This window comes from Lutibacter holmesii (genome assembly GCF_042679665.1).
In the GTDB taxonomy this organism is placed as follows: Bacteria; Bacteroidota; Bacteroidia; order Flavobacteriales; family Flavobacteriaceae; genus Lutibacter; species Lutibacter holmesii.
Genome location: NZ_JBHTMV010000009.1, coordinates 115,059 through 131,635 on the forward strand (window position 1 = coordinate 115,059; position 16,577 = coordinate 131,635).

Here is a 16,577-nt window from a genome sequence, read left to right on the forward strand (position 1 = left end):
ATGGCCTTTTTTTGTTAAAATAAAATTATGAGTTTAGTTCGCTTAAATATAAAAGGTATATCATATAGTCAAACACAAAGTGGCGCCTATGCCTTGGTCTTAAATGAAGTAGATGGCTCCAGAACACTACCTATTGTTATTGGTGCCTTTGAAGCACAGTCTATTGCTATTGCACTTGAAAAAGAAATAAAACCTCCGCGCCCGTTAACACATGATTTATTTAAATCGTTTGCTGATAGTTTTCAAATAGATATTAAACAGGTGATTATTCATAAATTAGTTGATGGCGTATTTTACTCAAGTTTAATTTGTGAAAGAGACAATATTGAAGAAATTATTGACACCCGAACATCTGATGCTATTGCACTAGCAACACGCTTTAGTGCTCCTATTTTTACTTATGAAAACATTTTAGATAAAGCAGGTATTTATTTAAAAATGAAAGATGAATTTTTACCTCAAGAAGAAAACCTTGAAATTGAAGATTTAATTCAAGAACCTGTTCCTGCAAAAGAAACCTCATACGCACATGACACTTTAGAGCAACTACAAGATAAATTAAACGATGCTGTTTTAGATGAAGACTACGAAATAGCGGCAAAAATTAGAGACGAAATAAATAAACGCTCCTCCAAATAACATAAAAATGATAAAAAAATTAAGTTTATCAGCACTTCTTTTTAGCAGTGTTTTTTCATTAAACGCACAAGAAACAGTAACAAACACTATTATTGAAAGTCAAGGATATTCTTTAAATTCCATTTTACGAGGAATTTTAGGAATGGCTTCATTATTATTAATAGCCTATTTATTTAGCAGCAATAGAAAAGCCATTAATTGGAAAACTGTGGGTGCTGGTTTAAGTGCACAATTATTAATTGCGGTTGGTGTATTAAAAATTCCGTTTGTACAAGCTATTTTTGAATTTGTAGGAGGTATTTTTACAAACATTTTAGATTACACTGCGGCTGGTAGTGAGTTTTTATTTGGTGGATTAATGAATGTGGAATCCTTTGGATACATTTTTGTTTTCCAAATTTTACCAACCATTATCTTCTTTTCGGCATTAACATCTTTATTATTTTACTTGGGAATTATTCAAGTTATTGTAAAAGGTTTAGCTTGGCTTCTTACCAAATTATTAAAAATTTCAGGAGCTGAAAGCTTGTCTGTTGCTGGAAATATTTTCTTAGGACAAACAGAAGCACCTTTAATGATTAAAGCCTATTTAGAACGCATGAATCGTTCTGAAATTTTATTAGTAATGATTGGTGGAATGGCAACTGTTGCCGGTGGTGTATTAGCTGCTTATATTGGTTTTTTAGGTGGAAATGATCCTGTATTACGCTTACAATTTGCAAAACATTTATTAGCAGCCTCAGTAATGGCGGCGCCTGGAGCAATTGTAATTTCTAAAATGCTATATCCTCAAACTGAAGAAATTAATACAGACGTTAAAGTATCTCAAGAAAAAATTGGATCAAATATTTTAGATGCTATTGCAAACGGTACAACAGAAGGATTAAAATTAGCTGCAAATGTAGCAGCAATGCTTTTGGTATTTGTTGCTATTATTGCTATGGTAAACGGTGTTTTAAGTTGGGTTGGAGACATAACTACTTTAAACGCTTGGATGGCATCAAATACGCCTTACCAAAGTTTTTCTTTAGAAGCTATTTTAGGAACTATTTTCTCACCACTAATGTGGTTAATTGGTGTTGCTACTGAAGATGTTATGCTTATGGGACAATTATTAGGTGTAAAACTAGCAGCGAGTGAATTTGTTGGTTATATTCAATTGGCCGAATTAAAAGATGTGAGTAACATTACGCATTTCACTTACAATAAATCAATAATTATGGCAACCTATATGCTTTGCGGATTTGCAAATTTTGCATCTATTGGTATACAAATTGGAGGAATTGGATCTTTAGCACCAGGACAACGTAAAACGTTATCTGAATTTGGAATGAAAGCCCTAATTGGAGGTTCATTAGCTTCTTTACTTTCTGCTACAATTGCAGGAATGATTATAGGTTAATTGCTACTTAAATATTTAATTGTTACCATTAAATAACAATTAAAAGCTAAAAAAATAAAACATGAAACAATATTTAGACCTAATAAAACACGTTCGTGATAACGGAATTTTAAAAGAAGATAGAACCGGTACTGGAACAAAAAGTGTATTTGGATATCAAATGCGTTTTGACTTAAGTGAAGGTTTTCCAATGGTTACCACTAAAAAACTACATTTAAAATCAATTATTCATGAATTATTATGGTTTTTAAAGGGCGAAACAAATATTGATTATTTACAAAAACACAATGTTAAAATTTGGGATGCTTGGGCTGATGAAAATGGGGATTTAGGTCCTGTTTATGGTCATCAATGGCGTAATTGGAATAGTGAAGGTATTGATCAAATTACAGAAGTAATTGAAACTATTAAAACAAATCCTGACAGTAGAAGAATGATTGTGACCGCTTGGAACCCAAGCGTATTACCAGATACTTCTATTTCATTTTCAGAAAATGTTGCAAATGGAAAAGCTGCATTACCACCTTGTCATGCCTTTTTTCAATTTTATGTTACTGATGGAAAACTTTCTTGTCAATTATACCAACGAAGTGCTGATATTTTTTTAGGAGTTCCATTTAATATTGCTTCTTATGCCCTTCTAACATTAATGATGGCACAAGTTTGCAACCTAAAACCTGGAGATTTTATTCATACGTTTGGCGATGCTCATATTTACAGTAACCACCTTGATCAAATTAATTTGCAATTATCAAGAGAACCGAAAGAATTGCCACAAATGGAAATAAATCAAAACATTAAAAATATCTTTGATTTTAAATTTGAAGACTTTAACTTAGTAGGTTACAACCCGCATCCACACATAAAAGGAGCAGTTGCAGTTTAAAACCTAAACCAAAAAAAATGCAAGATCAAGTTTTAAAAGAAAAAATAATTGAAAGAATCAATCAAATTGAAGATGTAAATATTTTAAAATCTATTGAAATACTTTTTAACTCTTCTGAAGAAGAAATTGCAAAATTCTTAACTTTTGCTATTGAACAGAATAAAAATACTGAAGTTAGCGAAACAAGTGAATATACCGACTACATTAAGGAATGGGTAAAAAACATGTAGTTTTATATTCTACACAACTATTCACTTGGCCTACTTTTAGCTTTTGTAAAAGGATAAAACCTAACAAAGCTTAACGCATTATTAAATTATTGCTTATTTCAACATCAATAAAATAGCAATTAAAATACACCTAAATTAATTTCAAAATGAAAGAACAATTTGAATTATATGAAAATGCAAAAAAACGAATTAAACAAAAAAAACGTTTGTATTTTCACTTTATTTTATTTCTAGTAGGTTCTGTTTTTTTAATTATTGTAAACAAATTTTTAAAAATAGGAGAACCATTGGACTGGTTTGTATGGGCTATAATTGGGTGGTCTTTTTTGTTTCTATTACATTTTATCAATGTATTTATTACACATAAATTTATGGGAAAAGAATGGGTTGAAAAACAAACTGAAAAATTAGTTTTAAAGCAAGAAGCCAAAATAGAAAAACTAAGAATTGAAATTGAAAAAGAAACAAGATTAAAACTAGAAAGTGAAGTTTACGCAAATGAACTTCAAAAAGAAAACCAACAAAAATCAACAACTCAAGAATGATAACAATAATAGCCGCTGTTGCTGATAATAATGCTCTAGGAAAAGACAATCAATTAATTTGGCATTTACCTGCCGATTTAAAACGCTTTAAGCAAGTAACCTTGGGCCATCATATTATTATGGGACGTAAAACCTTTGAATCTTTAGGCAAACCTTTACCAAATAGAACAACCATAATAATTACAAGAAATAAAAATTACAAGCAAGAAGGTTGTATTGTAGTAAATTCACTTACTGAAGCTATTGAAGCCGCAAAATCAGATGAAAATCCATACATTTTAGGAGGAGCCGAAATTTACAAACAAGCACTAGAAATAGCTGATAAATTAGACCTTACACTTGTTCACAAATCCTTTGAAGCAGATGCATTTTTTCCGGAAATTGACCCTTTAATTTGGAAAGTTGTAGAAAGAACAGATTGCAAAGCTGACGAAAAAAACAAATTTGATTACAGCTTTGTTACTTTTTTAAGAGCATAAAAAAAAGGGCCTTATTAAATAATAAGACCCTTTTTTACCAAACCAAACATAAATAATATATGAATTATTATTTTTTATTTATTTTTTCAACAAATGTTTTACCATCGCTTTTCAATAATAAGCTATAATCTCCAGCTGGTAACATTTCTAAATTTAAAGTTTTTCCTAAGTTAATATCGTTAGTAAGTTCTTCTTTATATAACGTATTTAACTCTTTATCTAATAAAGTAATTCCTAAGTTTTCATTATCTAAGGCTACTTTTGTGATAAATAACAAATCTCCATCTTGTCTAACTGTAGGCTTGTAGTACACATCGTTTACAACATTTTTAAACTCAATACCACTAGAAGTAACTTTAAAAGGCATTAAATTAATTTTTGTTTGCCCTTCAATTTCAAAGAAATAATCACCTACAGGTAAAGTGTTAAAGTCATATTTTTGAGAGAAATAAGATCCAGTGAATTTTTCGACGTGTAAGATTTCTCCGTAAGTATCAACAACGCTTATCTGCAAATCTCCATCAGAGTTGTTCAATTTTAAATCTATTACTTTTACGTCAATTACATTTACAACTACATTATTAGTGTTAGTTGCGTTTAATACTATCGTAGTAAATACGGCTACAATTAGTAAACTCTTTTTAATTAGATTTTTCATAATAATAATCTTTTAATTAGTATGATACAAATGTAAGACGCATTTACAAGGTAAAATACCTCAATTTTTTCAAATTTATATCCTATTTTAACTGTTAATTTAATGTTAACCGCCACATATATCAATATACCATATAAACTTGTGAAATCTAAATAGAATCATTGAATTTATTGTTATACTTTTGCTTTTTATTATGGCAAATTATGAAAAATACAAAGCCCGCATTTGAAAAAATAAATTTAGAGTTTGGAAACTCTTTACATATTAAACAACATAACGAAGTTGTTGAGAATCATTTACCATTTTGGCACTTTCACCCAGAACTAGAATTAGTTTACGTGAATAAGGCAAAAGGTAAAAGACATATAGGTAGTCATTTATCTTATTTCAACAATAGTCAGTTAATATTAATTGGTTCTAGTTTACCGCATAGTGGTTTTACTGATAGGTTTACATCTAATGGTAGAGAAACAATTATTCAGTTTAAAGAAGAATTTTTAGGAGATACCTTTTTTGATATTCCTGAAATGCAATCAATTAAAACTTTATTTGCAAGAGCAAAGAAAGGATTATTGTTTCACCCTGAAGCAAAAAAAGTAATTGGACCAAAAATTGAAGCTCTTATTAATTATAAAGGTATAGATAGAATTACTCACTTTTTGCAAATTTTAAAAGATCTTTCTCTTTCAGAGGATTACTCCTTATTAAATGTAGATGGGTTTGCTTTTGAAGTTGAACCTCAAGACAATAATAAAATTGAGATTATATTTCATCACGTACGTAATAACTTTACTCAACAAATTACGTTAGATGAGATTTCAGAAAAGGTAAGTATGACTGTTCCTGCATTTTGTAGATACTTTAAAAAGGTTACTGGTAAAACATTTACTCAATTTGTAAATGAATTTAGAATTGTACACGCTACAAAACTATTAGCTGAAAAACCGACAAGTATTACTGATATTTGTTTTGAAAGTGGATTTAATAACTTTTCTCACTTTAACAAACTTTTCAAAAAGTTCACTGGTAAAAGTCCTTTAAAATATAGAAATGAAATGAAACAACTTGTAGAGCTAAAATAATACACGTTTTTTATTTACAATATAAAAGCCATTGCATTTACTTGTTAATGGCTTTTTACATGTGATACATATAGTTTATAAGTAATACAACATACAACTAATATATAGCACAAAAAAAATCACCTCTTATAAAGAGGTGATTCCAAACTTAATTAATAAATAATAACCGCTTATTATGTATTTTTATGTAAACCAAACATATGACAAATGTACGCAGGATATAGAGTTTAAATAACACCTAATTTTACTTATTTCTATTGTATTTTAACCTTAACTAATATTTTAGTGTTTTTATGCAAAAAAACCACATCTTAAAGTTAAAATTACACACATTTACAAAAAGAATAAATTAAAAATTGCAAAAAAGATTTCTATACAGACACAAAAAATCAATATCACAAATATTTATACAAGCATTAAAACAAAAAAGAGGAGCATTTTTTAGAAATGCTCCTCTTTTTTAATACCTATTAAAAATTTATTTACTTATATACATATATTAATGAATATCTATAACATATGGTAAACGCGCCTGAACACCACTAATTTTTGAAAATTGCTTTAGTGTTTGGTATAATTTGTAATTTTCTTCACCAAACTCTTCAATAAGTAATTCTTCTTTAGTAGCTGCAAAAGGAAAATCGCTAAATCGTTCTTCAAAATCAATTTTATAGCTTGGGTAATTTCTTATTCTATAATCTGTAATTCCGGCTAAGCCAGCCGCTTCAATAACCGCATCCTTTAAACCACCAAGCTCATCAACTAAACCTACTTTTTTAGCTTCAATTCCAGACCATACTCTACCCTGCGCAATATTATCAACTTCTTCCACCGTCATATTTCTACCTGCGGCAACACGATTTACAAAAGTGGTATACACAAATTCTACACCTTCCTGTGTAACAGTTCTAAAAGCATGTGTCATTGGTTCAAAACCACTATAATCTGGTCCTTTATTTGTTTTTACTTGCTCTGCATTTACACCAATATTTTCTGCCAACTTACTTATATTAGGAATTACGCCAAAAACACCAATTGAGCCAGTAATTGTAGTTGGCTCAGCAATAATTTTATGCGCATTGCAAGCAATATAATATCCTCCTGAAGCGGCAACATTCCCCATAGAAACCACCACAGGTAATTTTTCTTTGGTAAGTTCTATCTCTCTCCAAATCAATTCAGAAGTTAAAGCACTTCCACCAGGAGAATTTACACGTAAAACAATTGCCTTTACACTATTTGATGATCGGGCTTTTCTTAATGCATTTATAATTAACTCTTGCCCTATTACATCTTCATTCCCTTTTCCATAAATAATCTCACCTTGCGCATAAATAACTGCAATTCTATTTGAAGCAGTATTTACAACTCTTCCTTTTCCTGTTGAAATGTAATCTTGTAGTTTTATAGTTCTTAATTTACTTTTTAAAGGAACACCTGCAGCTAATTTTAATTTTTCTTCATAGGTGTCAAAATAAATAGCTTCGTCAACCATTTTATTTTCAATGGCTAATTTTGCATTTCTAGACAATAATCCATCTGCAATTTTATTCAACTCACTTGAAGTTTTATCTCTACTCTCAGCAATTTCAGTAACCATTTCACCCCAAATGGCGTTTAAAAAAGATGAAATTTGCTCTCTATTATTGTCACTCATTTCATTTGCTAAAAATGGTTCCACGGCACTTTTATATTTTCCGTGTCTAATTACTTCCATTTTTACACCTGTTTTATCTTGCAGGTTTTTATAAAATAACACTTCAGAAGACAGGCCTTTAAACTCAATTTCACCAACCGGATTCAAAAATACAGAATCAGCTACAGACGCTAAATAATACGCCTTTTGATCATAAATATCAGCATAAGCTTTTACAAACTTTCCTGTTTCTTGAAACTCTTCAATTTTATTTCGAATAGCTTGGGTTTGTGCTATTCCAGCATTTACACCTAATGTATGAATACTAATTCCTTCAATATTCGAATCATATTTTGCATTTTCAATGGCATTCAAAATTTCATTCAACCCCATTTTTTTATTATTAGCTCCAAATATCTCATCAAAAGGATCATCACTTTTTGGAGCAAAATCCTTTACAATTTTATCTAATTCAATAACCAAAACGGTATTTTTCTTTACCACGGTTTCTTCACTTTCACTAAGTGACACTGCGAATAATAAAAAAAGTATAAAAATTAAACCTAAGGCAATAAAACTACCTAAAATTGAAGCAACTAAATTTCTTAAAAATTTCATGTAAACGTAAATATTTATGGTGCAAAAAAAAATGCAAATGTTTATAAGTTGAAACACAAAGATAGCTTTTTAAATGATACTTTTCTTTTCTTTGCACCTACCATATGCAAATAGTAAGAACCACATATTTATCTCTTGGAAGCAACCAAGGAAACAAGCTTAAAAACTTACAAGAAGCTATAGATTTAATTGCCGAAAAAATTGGATCAATAGCTAAGATTTCTGCTGTATACAAAACAGCGGCTTGGGGTTTTGAAAGTGATGATTTTTTTAATTGTTGCATTAAAGTTTCTACAAGTTTAAACCCTGAATTATTACTGATTAAAATTCATGAAATTGAACGTTCGCTTGGTAGAATAAGAACTAATGAACAAACATATAAAGCAAGAACTATTGATATTGATGTATTGCTTTTTGAAGATGAAATTATTTTTTCGAAAGAATTAATTGTTCCTCACAAAAATATGTTAGACCGCAAGTTTGTAATGGTTCCCTTAGCTGAAATTGCTCCAAACTTATTGCATCCTATTGAAAAACAACGTATTCAAAGTTGTTTAAATAATTGTAATGATACTGGCGAAATTGAAAAATTAGCGCTACAATTAACACGGCCAATTTGTCTTTCTGAAAAATACAATTACATAGCTATTGAAGGAAACATTGGGGCTGGTAAAACAACGCTTTCTAAAATGATTGCAGAAGATTACAACGCCAAAATTGTTTTAGAGCGATTTGCTGACAATCCGTTTTTACCAAAATACTACGCAGATATGGAGCGGTATGCATTTCCGCTTGAAATGAGTTTTTTAGCTGATAGATATTCACAACTTACAGATGATTTAGCTCAATTTGATTTATTTAAAAATTTTATAATTTCTGATTATTACATTTTTAAATCTTTAATTTTTGCACAAGTATCTCTTTCTAAAGAAGAATATACACTTTATAGAAAAATGTTTGACATTATGTATAAAGAAATTTCAAAGCCAGATTTGTATATTTACTTGTATCAAAACACACCACGTTTAATTGAAAATATTAAAAAACGAGGTAGAGATTATGAGCAAAATATTGAACCAGCTTATTTAGATAAAATTCATAGCGGATATTCAACTTTTATTAAAACCGAAACAAAATTAGACACGCTAATTATTGATGTTTCAGACAAAGACTTTGTGAATAACCCAGAAGATTACAAAGATATTCTCAAAAAAATATTAGCTAAATAAACCTATTTCAAATAGCATTGAAATAGTTACTTTTTTAATTCTAATTTTTCAGCAAAATAATCGCAAAAATCACGCATTGTCGCCGTCATTTTTTCATCGTTTGTTGCACGTTCAAAAGTACTTGCCATAGAAACTAATGTTTGATGAAAAAATTGTTTCATCTCATCTATAGGCATATCTTTTGTCCACAAATCCATACGCAGCGTATCTTTTGCTTTTGAATCCCAAACTGAAATCATTAATGCTTTAGCTTCTTCATTTGAAATACCACCTTCTTCTGCGCTCCAGTTTAATTGTTCAGGAACTTTATTTTCATCTAAACCAACTGTGAATTCTATTTTTGATTTGTGTGCTACTGCCATTATTTATTGGGTTTGTATTTTGATTTTTTAAAAATTTCTTCTGCATTGGTTTGCAAAAGCTGCTGCAAAGTTACATTATTATTATTCATATAAGAACGTACAATTTGCCAACCTAACCAAACACCTATTTTCCCTGGTGATTCATTATCAATATCAATATAAAATTTTGAAAATGGAGCATCTGCCACAAAACGTGTATACAAATCGGCATCTGTACTAAATAATAATTTATTTTCTATAAAATATTTCCAAATAGGTTCTTCATTCGCAAGTACCCAATCCATTTTATCTGTTGAGTAACCCATTTTTTGGGCATCGGTTTTTAAAGGTACATAGCAATCTAACAAATACATTTTTTTTCCTTCGTTTACAATCAAATCTATAAACTGACGACTACTTTTAGCGCTATAAAAACGTTCACTTATTGCCTTTCCAATATCTACAGACAATTGAGAAGTTGTAAAATTATGAGCCAAATACAACGGAAAATCTTTATACACCTCATCATTTGCACCTAAATACATATCTAATGAAATAAACAAATAGTCATTTGTATACATCACTTTATTTTCAAAATCTAAATTGGTAATTAATGTAATTACTTTTGGCGCTTCAAACAAAGGATGATAATATTTCACGTGTTTAAACACATCTTCTATTTCATTTTTCTGCGTTTCAAAATTTCCAAAAACTTGTTCGGTTTTTTCAAATAATTCAACTTCCTTAGGATCGTTAATTCTATGCAACCAAATACTATCAGCATATTGCAATGGAAACAAAAAAGGAAATGACTCTTTAATATTGGGTAAGGTTTCTTTAGTAGTTGTATAAAAATGTTGTTCAAACCTCTCAATATTTACATCAACTTCAATTTCTGAAACATCAACTTGGTTTTTAATTTCACTTTTACAAGAAATTACCATCAATAAAATAAGGAGTACACTAATAATTTTGTTCATTAATTTCTATATTTACACTTCTATTTTTAAAAACGTCAAAATTACTAAAAAAGTTTAAGTATGAATACTGAAAAAGTTGTTGATCACATTATAAATTGGTTAAAAGAGTATGCAACTAATGCAAACGTAAATGGATTTGTTGTTGGAATCTCAGGAGGAATTGATTCTGCTGTAACCTCAACATTATGCGCTAAAACAGGATTTCCTGTATTGTGTGTTGAAATGCCAATTCACCAAGGTGAAAATCAAGTATCAAGAGCAAAAGAACATATTGCACAACTTAAAAAACGTTTTCCAAAAGTAAGTTCAACAGAAGTAAATTTAACAACCACTTTTGAAGAGTTTAAATCTGTAACACCAGTAATAGAAAATGAAGCCACTGTAAGTATGTCTTTAGCAAATACTAGAGCTCGTTTACGTATGAGCACTTTATATTATTTAGCTGGTTTATACGGTTATTTAGTAGCAGGTACAGGAAATAAAGTTGAAGATTTTGGTGTTGGTTTTTTTACAAAATATGGTGACGGTGGTGTAGATTTAAGCCCAATAGCCGATTTAATGAAATCTGAAGTATATGACTTAGCTGCTTTTTTAGAAGTTCCAACAAGTATTCAAAAAGCACAACCTACAGATGGATTATTTGGAGATAGCAGAACTGATGAAGATCAAATTGGTGCAAGTTATGATGAATTAGAATGGGCAATGATTCAAGCTGATTTAGGAAAAACAGCCTCAGATTTTGAAGGTAGAGAAAAAGAAGCTTTTACTATTTACGCACAAAGAAATAAAGCGAACAAGCACAAAATGAACCCAATTCCGGTGTGTATAATTCCTGAAGAATTAAAATAAACAATATTACAAACCCTAAAAAACAAAAAAATTATTATGAATTGGATTTTAGGGTTCCTTTTTATTTTAACAATCATTTTTTTATACAGCAACTACGCTAGAAAAAAGAAAAAAGCAGCTTTAAAAAAATGGCTTACTGAACGTTGGGGAACTTCAAGACAAAAGGAGTATTTCAATTTTTATGTTATTGAACGATATTTTAAAAACAATGACCATAAAAAAGAGGCGTTTCATATTATTTCAGACAAATGTAAAAATGACTTAGATATTGAGTCAATTTTTAAGTTTATTGACAGAACCTCCTCAAAAATTGGGCAACAATATTTATATTTTAGGTTAAGAACTATTGGTAATCTAGAAAGCCTACTTCAATTCAGTGCATTAACAGTTATTTTTCAAAAAAACAAAACACTGAGCATTCATTGTCAGCAACTCCTTTCTAAATTAAACTATAATGATTCTTATTATTTAGAAGAGCTTTTTAACGGAAAGCAAATTGAAAGACCTACAAACATATGGTTTGTTAAACTCTTATCTTTTGGATCACTTATTTCTATTATTTTAACTTTTTTCTACCCAATTTTCTCATTACTAATTGTGGCTATTTTAGCCGTTAATTTATTTTTTCATTATAAAAACAAATCCAATATTAGTTATTACTTAGATGGTGTAAAACAACTATCAAAAAGTTTAAATGTAGGAAAAAAACTAGCCGATATTCCTGAAATAAAAACTCATTTCAAAAATTTTGAATTCATAAAAAAGGTAAGCTCAATTCAATTAAAAACAGAATTTATTGCCTTCGAAAAAAATGTAGATAATGAATTTGCCTTTTTATTTTGGTTTGTTGCTGAACTTTTTAAAATTTTGTTCAACATTGAATTTCTTATCTTTTTTAGCTTTATTGATTCTATTTCTGAAGAAAAAGAAGGTATTGAACAACTCTTTTTATTTATTGGTGAAATTGATGCTGCCATATCTACCGCGTCTTTAAAAGAAAGCACTCCAAATAGTTGCACTCCAAATTTCACAGCTGAAAACAAACTAACAGCAACAGAACTTCACCATCCATTAATTGAAGATTGCATTACAAACAACATAGATTTAAATGCAAAAAGTATGTTATTAACAGGTTCAAATATGTCGGGGAAAACCACATTTATAAGAACCGTTGCAATCAATAGTATTTTAGCGCAAACGTTACATATTTGTTTTGGAAAATCGTACACCGCACCATTTTATAAAATTTACTCTTCTATTAGAATTACAGATGATTTATTGGATGAAACCAGCTATTATTTAGAAGAGGTTTTAACAGTAAAAGAATTAGTTGAAGCTGCTAAAAATGAACAACCCAGTTTATTTGTTTTGGATGAAATTTTTAAAGGAACGAATACTGTAGAACGAATTTCTGGTGGAAAAGCTATTTTAGCATATCTAAACAAACCAAATCACACCGTTTTAGTATCTACTCACGACATTGAACTAACAGACCTACTGCAAAAAGAAAACTACGAATTATTTCATTTTAGTGAACAAATTGTTGATGAAACTTTAACTTTTGATCATAAATTAAAGGCTGGAAAGTTACAAACAAGAAACGCCATTAAAATTTTAGAACTTTATAAATACCCTTCTGAAATAATTGAAGATGCACGTAATACAAAACTAAACAACTTCAATTAACTCACAATTATCATAACAATTACGCAAGTATTTAAGTAACTTACTGAGACTTTGTTAAGTTTTGTTAATTTTCTTTTTCATATCACTAGATTTACTATTTTTAAAATCTATTATGAAAAAACTACTCTTACTATTTTTTGCAATTGCAATTACAGCTTGCAAACCCGACCCTAAACCTTTGAAAAAAGTAGCTCCAGAAAAAAAAACTGAAGCAACAACAAATATTGAAATTATTGATTACAAAGGTCTTGAAACCATTTTATCTAAAAATGATGACAAAACGTATGTAATTAATTTTTGGGCAACTTGGTGTAAACCTTGTGTTGAAGAATTGCCTGCTTTTGAAAAATTACACGAAAATTACAAAGACAAAAATGTAGAAGTTATTTTGGTTAGTTTAGACTTTACTAGTCATATTGAGACTAGACTTTTACCTTTTATAAAAGAACACAACTTAAAGCCAAAAGTTGTTGTAATGGGTGATCCTGACCAAAATACGTGGATTCCTAAAGTAAGTACTGAATGGTCTGGAGCAATTCCAGCTACAGTTATTTACAATAAAAACAATCGAAAATTTTATGAGCAATCATTCACATACGAACTACTTGAAAACGAAATAACTAAAATTAACTAAATATGAAAACACTAAAAATAAGTGCAGTATTAATTGTATTTGCAGTAATTACAGCGTTCAGCTTAAAAAACACTTCTGAAGGATATAAAATTGGTGACACAGCAACCGATTTTAAACTAAAAAACATTGATGAAAAACTGGTTTCTCTTTCTGATTTTGATTCAGCAAAAGGCTTTATCGTAATTTTTACCTGTAACCACTGTCCGTATTCTGTTGCTTATGAAGACAGAATAATTGCATTGGACAAAAAATACAAATCAAAAGGATATCCTGTAATTGCCATCAATCCAAACAATCCAGAAATTTCTAAAGGAGATGATTTTGTTTCTATGCAAAAAAGAGCAAAAGACAAAGGTTTTACATTTCCATATTTATTTGACGAAGGTCAAAAAATATTTCCACAATATGGAGCCACAAGAACACCACATGTTTTTATTTTAAACAAAGAAAATAACGCTCTAAAAGTAGCGTATATTGGCGCTATAGATAATAACTCTCAAAATGCAAGCGCAGTTACTGAAAAATATGTTGAAAACGCTGTTGAAGCTTTATTAATTGGTGAAAAACCTTCGCTTGATTTTACAAAAGCTATTGGTTGTTCAATAAAAAAATAAGAAAATACTACATTAAACTACACTATTCTATTTAAACGAACGCATAATAGTTTTTTTAGTTCAGTGTAGTTCATAATAGTTTCAAGCATGTGCTCACGGTCAGGATTTTCTGTGTCGGAAATTAATGAGTTTATTTTTTGCTCAATAAGCACTCTTCTTAAATTATAAATAGCATCTAAAACCATTTTAGGTAAATCTTTATCTTTTGGTTTTATAATAATTTCTTTTCGGCCCCAATTACTTAATACATGTTTTTCATCATCCATTAAAATACCGGTTACAAAACTGGAAATTTTAGGGTTTTTACTGTTTACCAATGCGTTTACAGAAATATTTTTCTCTTGATTTAGCTGACTAATGATTTCATAATAAATTTGTTGAAAAACATCATCTGTAAATTCAACTTCATCCTCTTGAAGATTCAAATAAATTTCTTTTGAAACAAGGTTAGAAAAATACTCTTTTTTTAATGGTTGCACTTCATTACTATCAACCACTTCACCAACAATAAAATCTTCAAACTCTGCTTCCTTATTACCGTGCAACAATAAAATTCTAATTATTTCTTGCTCGTATTTAGCTAGCTCATTTACTTTTTCAAATTTTGGTGTATTTTGCAATTGTACCATTTCAGGGTACAAAACATCTAACGGCGGCTCGTTAGGGTCAGGTGCCATATTTGCACTTGCACTACTTGTTGTACTACTTCTAGAAACTTTTGCTGCGTCTCTTTGTTGTTTATTGTTTATCTGAGCTAACTCGTTAAAAAGTACACTTTCAGAAATATCCATAATTCTAGAACACTCCTGTACATATACTTCTTGCTGAATTCTATCTGGAATTTTAGAAATACTTATAACAATGTCACGAATTAATCCAGCCTTTTTAACCGGATCATTTTTCGCTTCTTCCATTAACAAAGACACCTTAAAATTGATAAAGTCTTGCGAGTTATTTGCCAAATAATTTTTCAACTCTTCTGTTGAAACTTTCTTTGCAAAACTATCAGGATCATCTCCATCAGGAAAAGTAAGTACCTTTACATTCATTCCCTGCTCAAGTACCAAATCAATTCCACGAATTGAAGCTCGCATACCTGCAGCATCACCATCAAAAAGAATGGTTATGTTTTTGGTTAATCTATTAATCAAACGAATTTGATTTTCAGTTAAAGCAGTTCCTGATGAAGAAACCACATTTAAAATACCTTTTTGCGACATAGAAATCACATCAGTATAACCTTCAACTAAAAAACAATTATCTTCTTTTGCTATGGTTTGCTTTGCGTAATGTATACCATACAACACATTACTTTTATGGTAAATATCACTATCAGGTGAGTTTAAATATTTTGCTGCTTTTTTATCGTTGGTTAAAATTCTACCTCCAAAGCCCAAAACACGTCCACCCATACTGTGAATTGGAAACATTACCCTTCCTTTAAATCTATCAAATTGTTTAGTTCCACTTGCGGCCAACAAATCTTGTTTTACAATACTTAAACCTGTTGCTTCTAAATATTTAAGATTGTATCCTTTATTTAAAGCTTCATTTGTAAAAGCTTCCCATTCGTTAAGTGAATATCCTAATTGAAACTTTTTAATAGTTTCATCTGTAAATCCTCTTTCTTTAAAATAGCTTAAACCAATTGCTTTACCTTGCTCGTTTTCTAGTAGGTTTTTATGAAAATAATTACTCGCAAATTCTGATACCAAAAACATGCTTTCGCGTTCATTAGCTTGCTGTTTTTGCTCATCAGTTTGCTCAATTTCATCAATTTCAATATTGTATTTTTTTGCTAAATACCGAAGTGCTTCTGGGTAAGAGTAATGCTCATGTTCCATTAAAAATGAAACTGAGTTTCCACCTTTTCCTGTACTAAAATCTTTCCAAATTCCTTTTACAGGAGACACCATAAATGAAGGTGTTCGCTCATCAGAAAAAGGGCTCAATCCTTTAAAATTACTCCCTGATTTTTTTAGCTGAACAAAATCGCCAATAACCTCTTCAACACGAGCGGCTTCAAAAATTTGATCTATGGTAGTTCTAGATATCAAAATTTAGTAAAT

The 16,577-nt window shown here is 29.7% G+C and carries 17 protein-coding genes; 12 read left to right on the plus strand and 5 right to left on the minus strand.

Annotated features, from left to right (window positions below):
* Positions 1-27 precede the first annotated feature (27 nt).
* The 6 genes from ACFQ5N_RS12985 to ACFQ5N_RS13010 all read left to right on the plus strand — a co-directional run bounded on the left by ACFQ5N_RS12985 (position 28) and on the right by ACFQ5N_RS13010 (position 4,181).
* Complete coding sequence (locus tag ACFQ5N_RS12985; RefSeq protein WP_386810083.1) at positions 28-639, plus strand: bifunctional nuclease domain-containing protein; 612 nt, start codon at positions 28-30, stop codon at positions 637-639.
* A gap of 7 nt (positions 640-646) precedes the next feature.
* Positions 647-2,041, plus strand: coding sequence for a NupC/NupG family nucleoside CNT transporter (locus ACFQ5N_RS12990; protein ID WP_386810085.1), 1,395 nt, complete (start codon positions 647-649; stop codon positions 2,039-2,041).
* Positions 2,042-2,102: 61 nt separating this feature from the next.
* Positions 2,103-2,927 carry a thymidylate synthase gene (locus tag ACFQ5N_RS12995; protein WP_386810086.1) on the plus strand — a complete coding sequence of 275 codons (825 nt, stop codon included), beginning with the start codon at positions 2,103-2,105 and terminating at the stop codon, positions 2,925-2,927.
* A 17-nt stretch (positions 2,928-2,944) separates the two neighbouring features.
* A complete protein-coding gene (locus ACFQ5N_RS13000; protein ID WP_386810088.1) occupies positions 2,945-3,157 on the plus strand; it encodes a hypothetical protein in 213 nt (70 codons plus the stop codon).
* A gap of 146 nt (positions 3,158-3,303) precedes the next feature.
* Positions 3,304-3,702 (plus strand): 2TM domain-containing protein, encoded by a 399-nt coding sequence (locus ACFQ5N_RS13005; RefSeq protein WP_386810089.1) that lies wholly within the window; start codon positions 3,304-3,306, stop codon positions 3,700-3,702.
* Positions 3,699-4,181, plus strand: coding sequence for a dihydrofolate reductase (locus ACFQ5N_RS13010; protein WP_386810090.1), 483 nt, complete (start codon positions 3,699-3,701; stop codon positions 4,179-4,181). The genes ACFQ5N_RS13005 and ACFQ5N_RS13010 overlap by 4 nt, the downstream gene beginning before the upstream one ends.
* 67 nt (positions 4,182-4,248) lie before the next feature.
* Here ACFQ5N_RS13010 and ACFQ5N_RS13015 read toward each other — a convergent pair whose 3' ends face one another.
* The gene (locus ACFQ5N_RS13015) at positions 4,249-4,839 is read right to left on the minus strand and encodes a hypothetical protein (RefSeq protein WP_386810091.1); all 591 of its coding nucleotides are present in this window, start codon (positions 4,837-4,839) and stop codon (positions 4,249-4,251) included.
* A 203-nt stretch (positions 4,840-5,042) separates the two neighbouring features.
* Between ACFQ5N_RS13015 and ACFQ5N_RS13020 the strand changes: the two genes are divergently transcribed.
* Entirely contained in the window at positions 5,043-5,921 is an 879-nt protein-coding gene (locus ACFQ5N_RS13020) for a helix-turn-helix domain-containing protein (RefSeq protein ID WP_386810092.1), read from the plus strand.
* A gap of 499 nt (positions 5,922-6,420) precedes the next feature.
* Here ACFQ5N_RS13020 and sppA read toward each other — a convergent pair whose 3' ends face one another.
* Positions 6,421-8,175 (minus strand): signal peptide peptidase SppA, encoded by a 1,755-nt coding sequence (gene sppA, locus ACFQ5N_RS13025; RefSeq protein ID WP_386810093.1) that lies wholly within the window; start codon positions 8,173-8,175, stop codon positions 6,421-6,423.
* Between the two features lie 104 nt (positions 8,176-8,279).
* Between sppA and folK the strand changes: the two genes are divergently transcribed.
* Positions 8,280-9,404, plus strand: a complete 1,125-nt coding sequence (folK, locus tag ACFQ5N_RS13030; protein WP_386810095.1) for a 2-amino-4-hydroxy-6-hydroxymethyldihydropteridine diphosphokinase — start codon at positions 8,280-8,282, stop codon at positions 9,402-9,404.
* A 26-nt stretch (positions 9,405-9,430) separates the two neighbouring features.
* Here the strand turns inward: folK and gldC are convergent, their stop codons facing one another.
* Positions 9,431-9,766 carry a gliding motility protein GldC gene (gene gldC, locus ACFQ5N_RS13035; RefSeq protein ID WP_386810097.1) on the minus strand — a complete coding sequence of 112 codons (336 nt, stop codon included), beginning with the start codon at positions 9,764-9,766 and terminating at the stop codon, positions 9,431-9,433.
* Entirely contained in the window at positions 9,766-10,725 is a 960-nt protein-coding gene (gldB, locus tag ACFQ5N_RS13040; RefSeq protein WP_386810098.1) for a gliding motility lipoprotein GldB, read from the minus strand. Before gldB ends, gldC begins: the two co-directional genes overlap by 1 nt.
* Positions 10,726-10,785: 60 nt before the next feature.
* On the opposite strand from gldB, the gene nadE reads away from it, so the two are divergent.
* From nadE to ACFQ5N_RS13060, 4 genes are all read left to right on the plus strand, one after another.
* The gene (gene nadE, locus ACFQ5N_RS13045; RefSeq protein ID WP_386810099.1) at positions 10,786-11,574 is read left to right on the plus strand and encodes an NAD(+) synthase; all 789 of its coding nucleotides are present in this window, start codon (positions 10,786-10,788) and stop codon (positions 11,572-11,574) included.
* A 36-nt stretch (positions 11,575-11,610) separates the two neighbouring features.
* A complete protein-coding gene (locus tag ACFQ5N_RS13050; protein ID WP_386810100.1) occupies positions 11,611-13,260 on the plus strand; it encodes a MutS-related protein in 1,650 nt (549 codons plus the stop codon).
* A gap of 112 nt (positions 13,261-13,372) precedes the next feature.
* The gene (locus ACFQ5N_RS13055) at positions 13,373-13,894 is read left to right on the plus strand and encodes a TlpA family protein disulfide reductase (RefSeq protein WP_386810101.1); all 522 of its coding nucleotides are present in this window, start codon (positions 13,373-13,375) and stop codon (positions 13,892-13,894) included.
* A 2-nt stretch (positions 13,895-13,896) separates the two neighbouring features.
* A complete protein-coding gene (locus tag ACFQ5N_RS13060; protein WP_386810102.1) occupies positions 13,897-14,508 on the plus strand; it encodes a thioredoxin family protein in 612 nt (203 codons plus the stop codon).
* A gap of 17 nt (positions 14,509-14,525) precedes the next feature.
* Here ACFQ5N_RS13060 and dnaG read toward each other — a convergent pair whose 3' ends face one another.
* Positions 14,526-16,565, minus strand: a complete 2,040-nt coding sequence (gene dnaG / locus ACFQ5N_RS13065) for a DNA primase (protein ID WP_386810105.1) — start codon at positions 16,563-16,565, stop codon at positions 14,526-14,528.
* Between the last annotated feature and the right edge of the window lie 12 nt (positions 16,566-16,577).

Excerpts from the sequence above, each read along its gene's own strand:
- sppA (WP_386810093.1), bottom strand. The coding sequence starts at position 8,175 with ATGAAATTTTTAAGAAATTTAGTTGCTTCAATTTTAGGTAGTTTTATT.
- folK (WP_386810095.1), top strand. The coding sequence starts at position 8,280 with ATGCAAATAGTAAGAACCACATATTTATCTCTTGGAAGCAACCAAGGA.
- nadE (WP_386810099.1), top strand. The coding sequence starts at position 10,786 with ATGAATACTGAAAAAGTTGTTGATCACATTATAAATTGGTTAAAAGAG.
- ACFQ5N_RS13005 (WP_386810089.1), top strand. The coding sequence starts at position 3,304 with ATGAAAGAACAATTTGAATTATATGAAAATGCAAAAAAACGAATTAAA.
- ACFQ5N_RS13010 (WP_386810090.1), top strand. The coding sequence starts at position 3,699 with ATGATAACAATAATAGCCGCTGTTGCTGATAATAATGCTCTAGGAAAA.
- ACFQ5N_RS13060 (WP_386810102.1), top strand. The coding sequence starts at position 13,897 with ATGAAAACACTAAAAATAAGTGCAGTATTAATTGTATTTGCAGTAATT.
- gldB (WP_386810098.1), bottom strand. The coding sequence starts at position 10,725 with ATGAACAAAATTATTAGTGTACTCCTTATTTTATTGATGGTAATTTCT.
- gldC (WP_386810097.1), bottom strand. The coding sequence starts at position 9,766 with ATGGCAGTAGCACACAAATCAAAAATAGAATTCACAGTTGGTTTAGAT.
- ACFQ5N_RS12990 (WP_386810085.1), top strand. The coding sequence starts at position 647 with ATGATAAAAAAATTAAGTTTATCAGCACTTCTTTTTAGCAGTGTTTTT.
- ACFQ5N_RS13000 (WP_386810088.1), top strand. The coding sequence starts at position 2,945 with ATGCAAGATCAAGTTTTAAAAGAAAAAATAATTGAAAGAATCAATCAA.
- ACFQ5N_RS13015 (WP_386810091.1), bottom strand. The coding sequence starts at position 4,839 with ATGAAAAATCTAATTAAAAAGAGTTTACTAATTGTAGCCGTATTTACT.
- ACFQ5N_RS12985 (WP_386810083.1), top strand. The coding sequence starts at position 28 with ATGAGTTTAGTTCGCTTAAATATAAAAGGTATATCATATAGTCAAACA.
- ACFQ5N_RS13055 (WP_386810101.1), top strand. The coding sequence starts at position 13,373 with ATGAAAAAACTACTCTTACTATTTTTTGCAATTGCAATTACAGCTTGC.
- ACFQ5N_RS13020 (WP_386810092.1), top strand. The coding sequence starts at position 5,043 with ATGAAAAATACAAAGCCCGCATTTGAAAAAATAAATTTAGAGTTTGGA.
- ACFQ5N_RS13050 (WP_386810100.1), top strand. The coding sequence starts at position 11,611 with ATGAATTGGATTTTAGGGTTCCTTTTTATTTTAACAATCATTTTTTTA.
- ACFQ5N_RS12995 (WP_386810086.1), top strand. The coding sequence starts at position 2,103 with ATGAAACAATATTTAGACCTAATAAAACACGTTCGTGATAACGGAATT.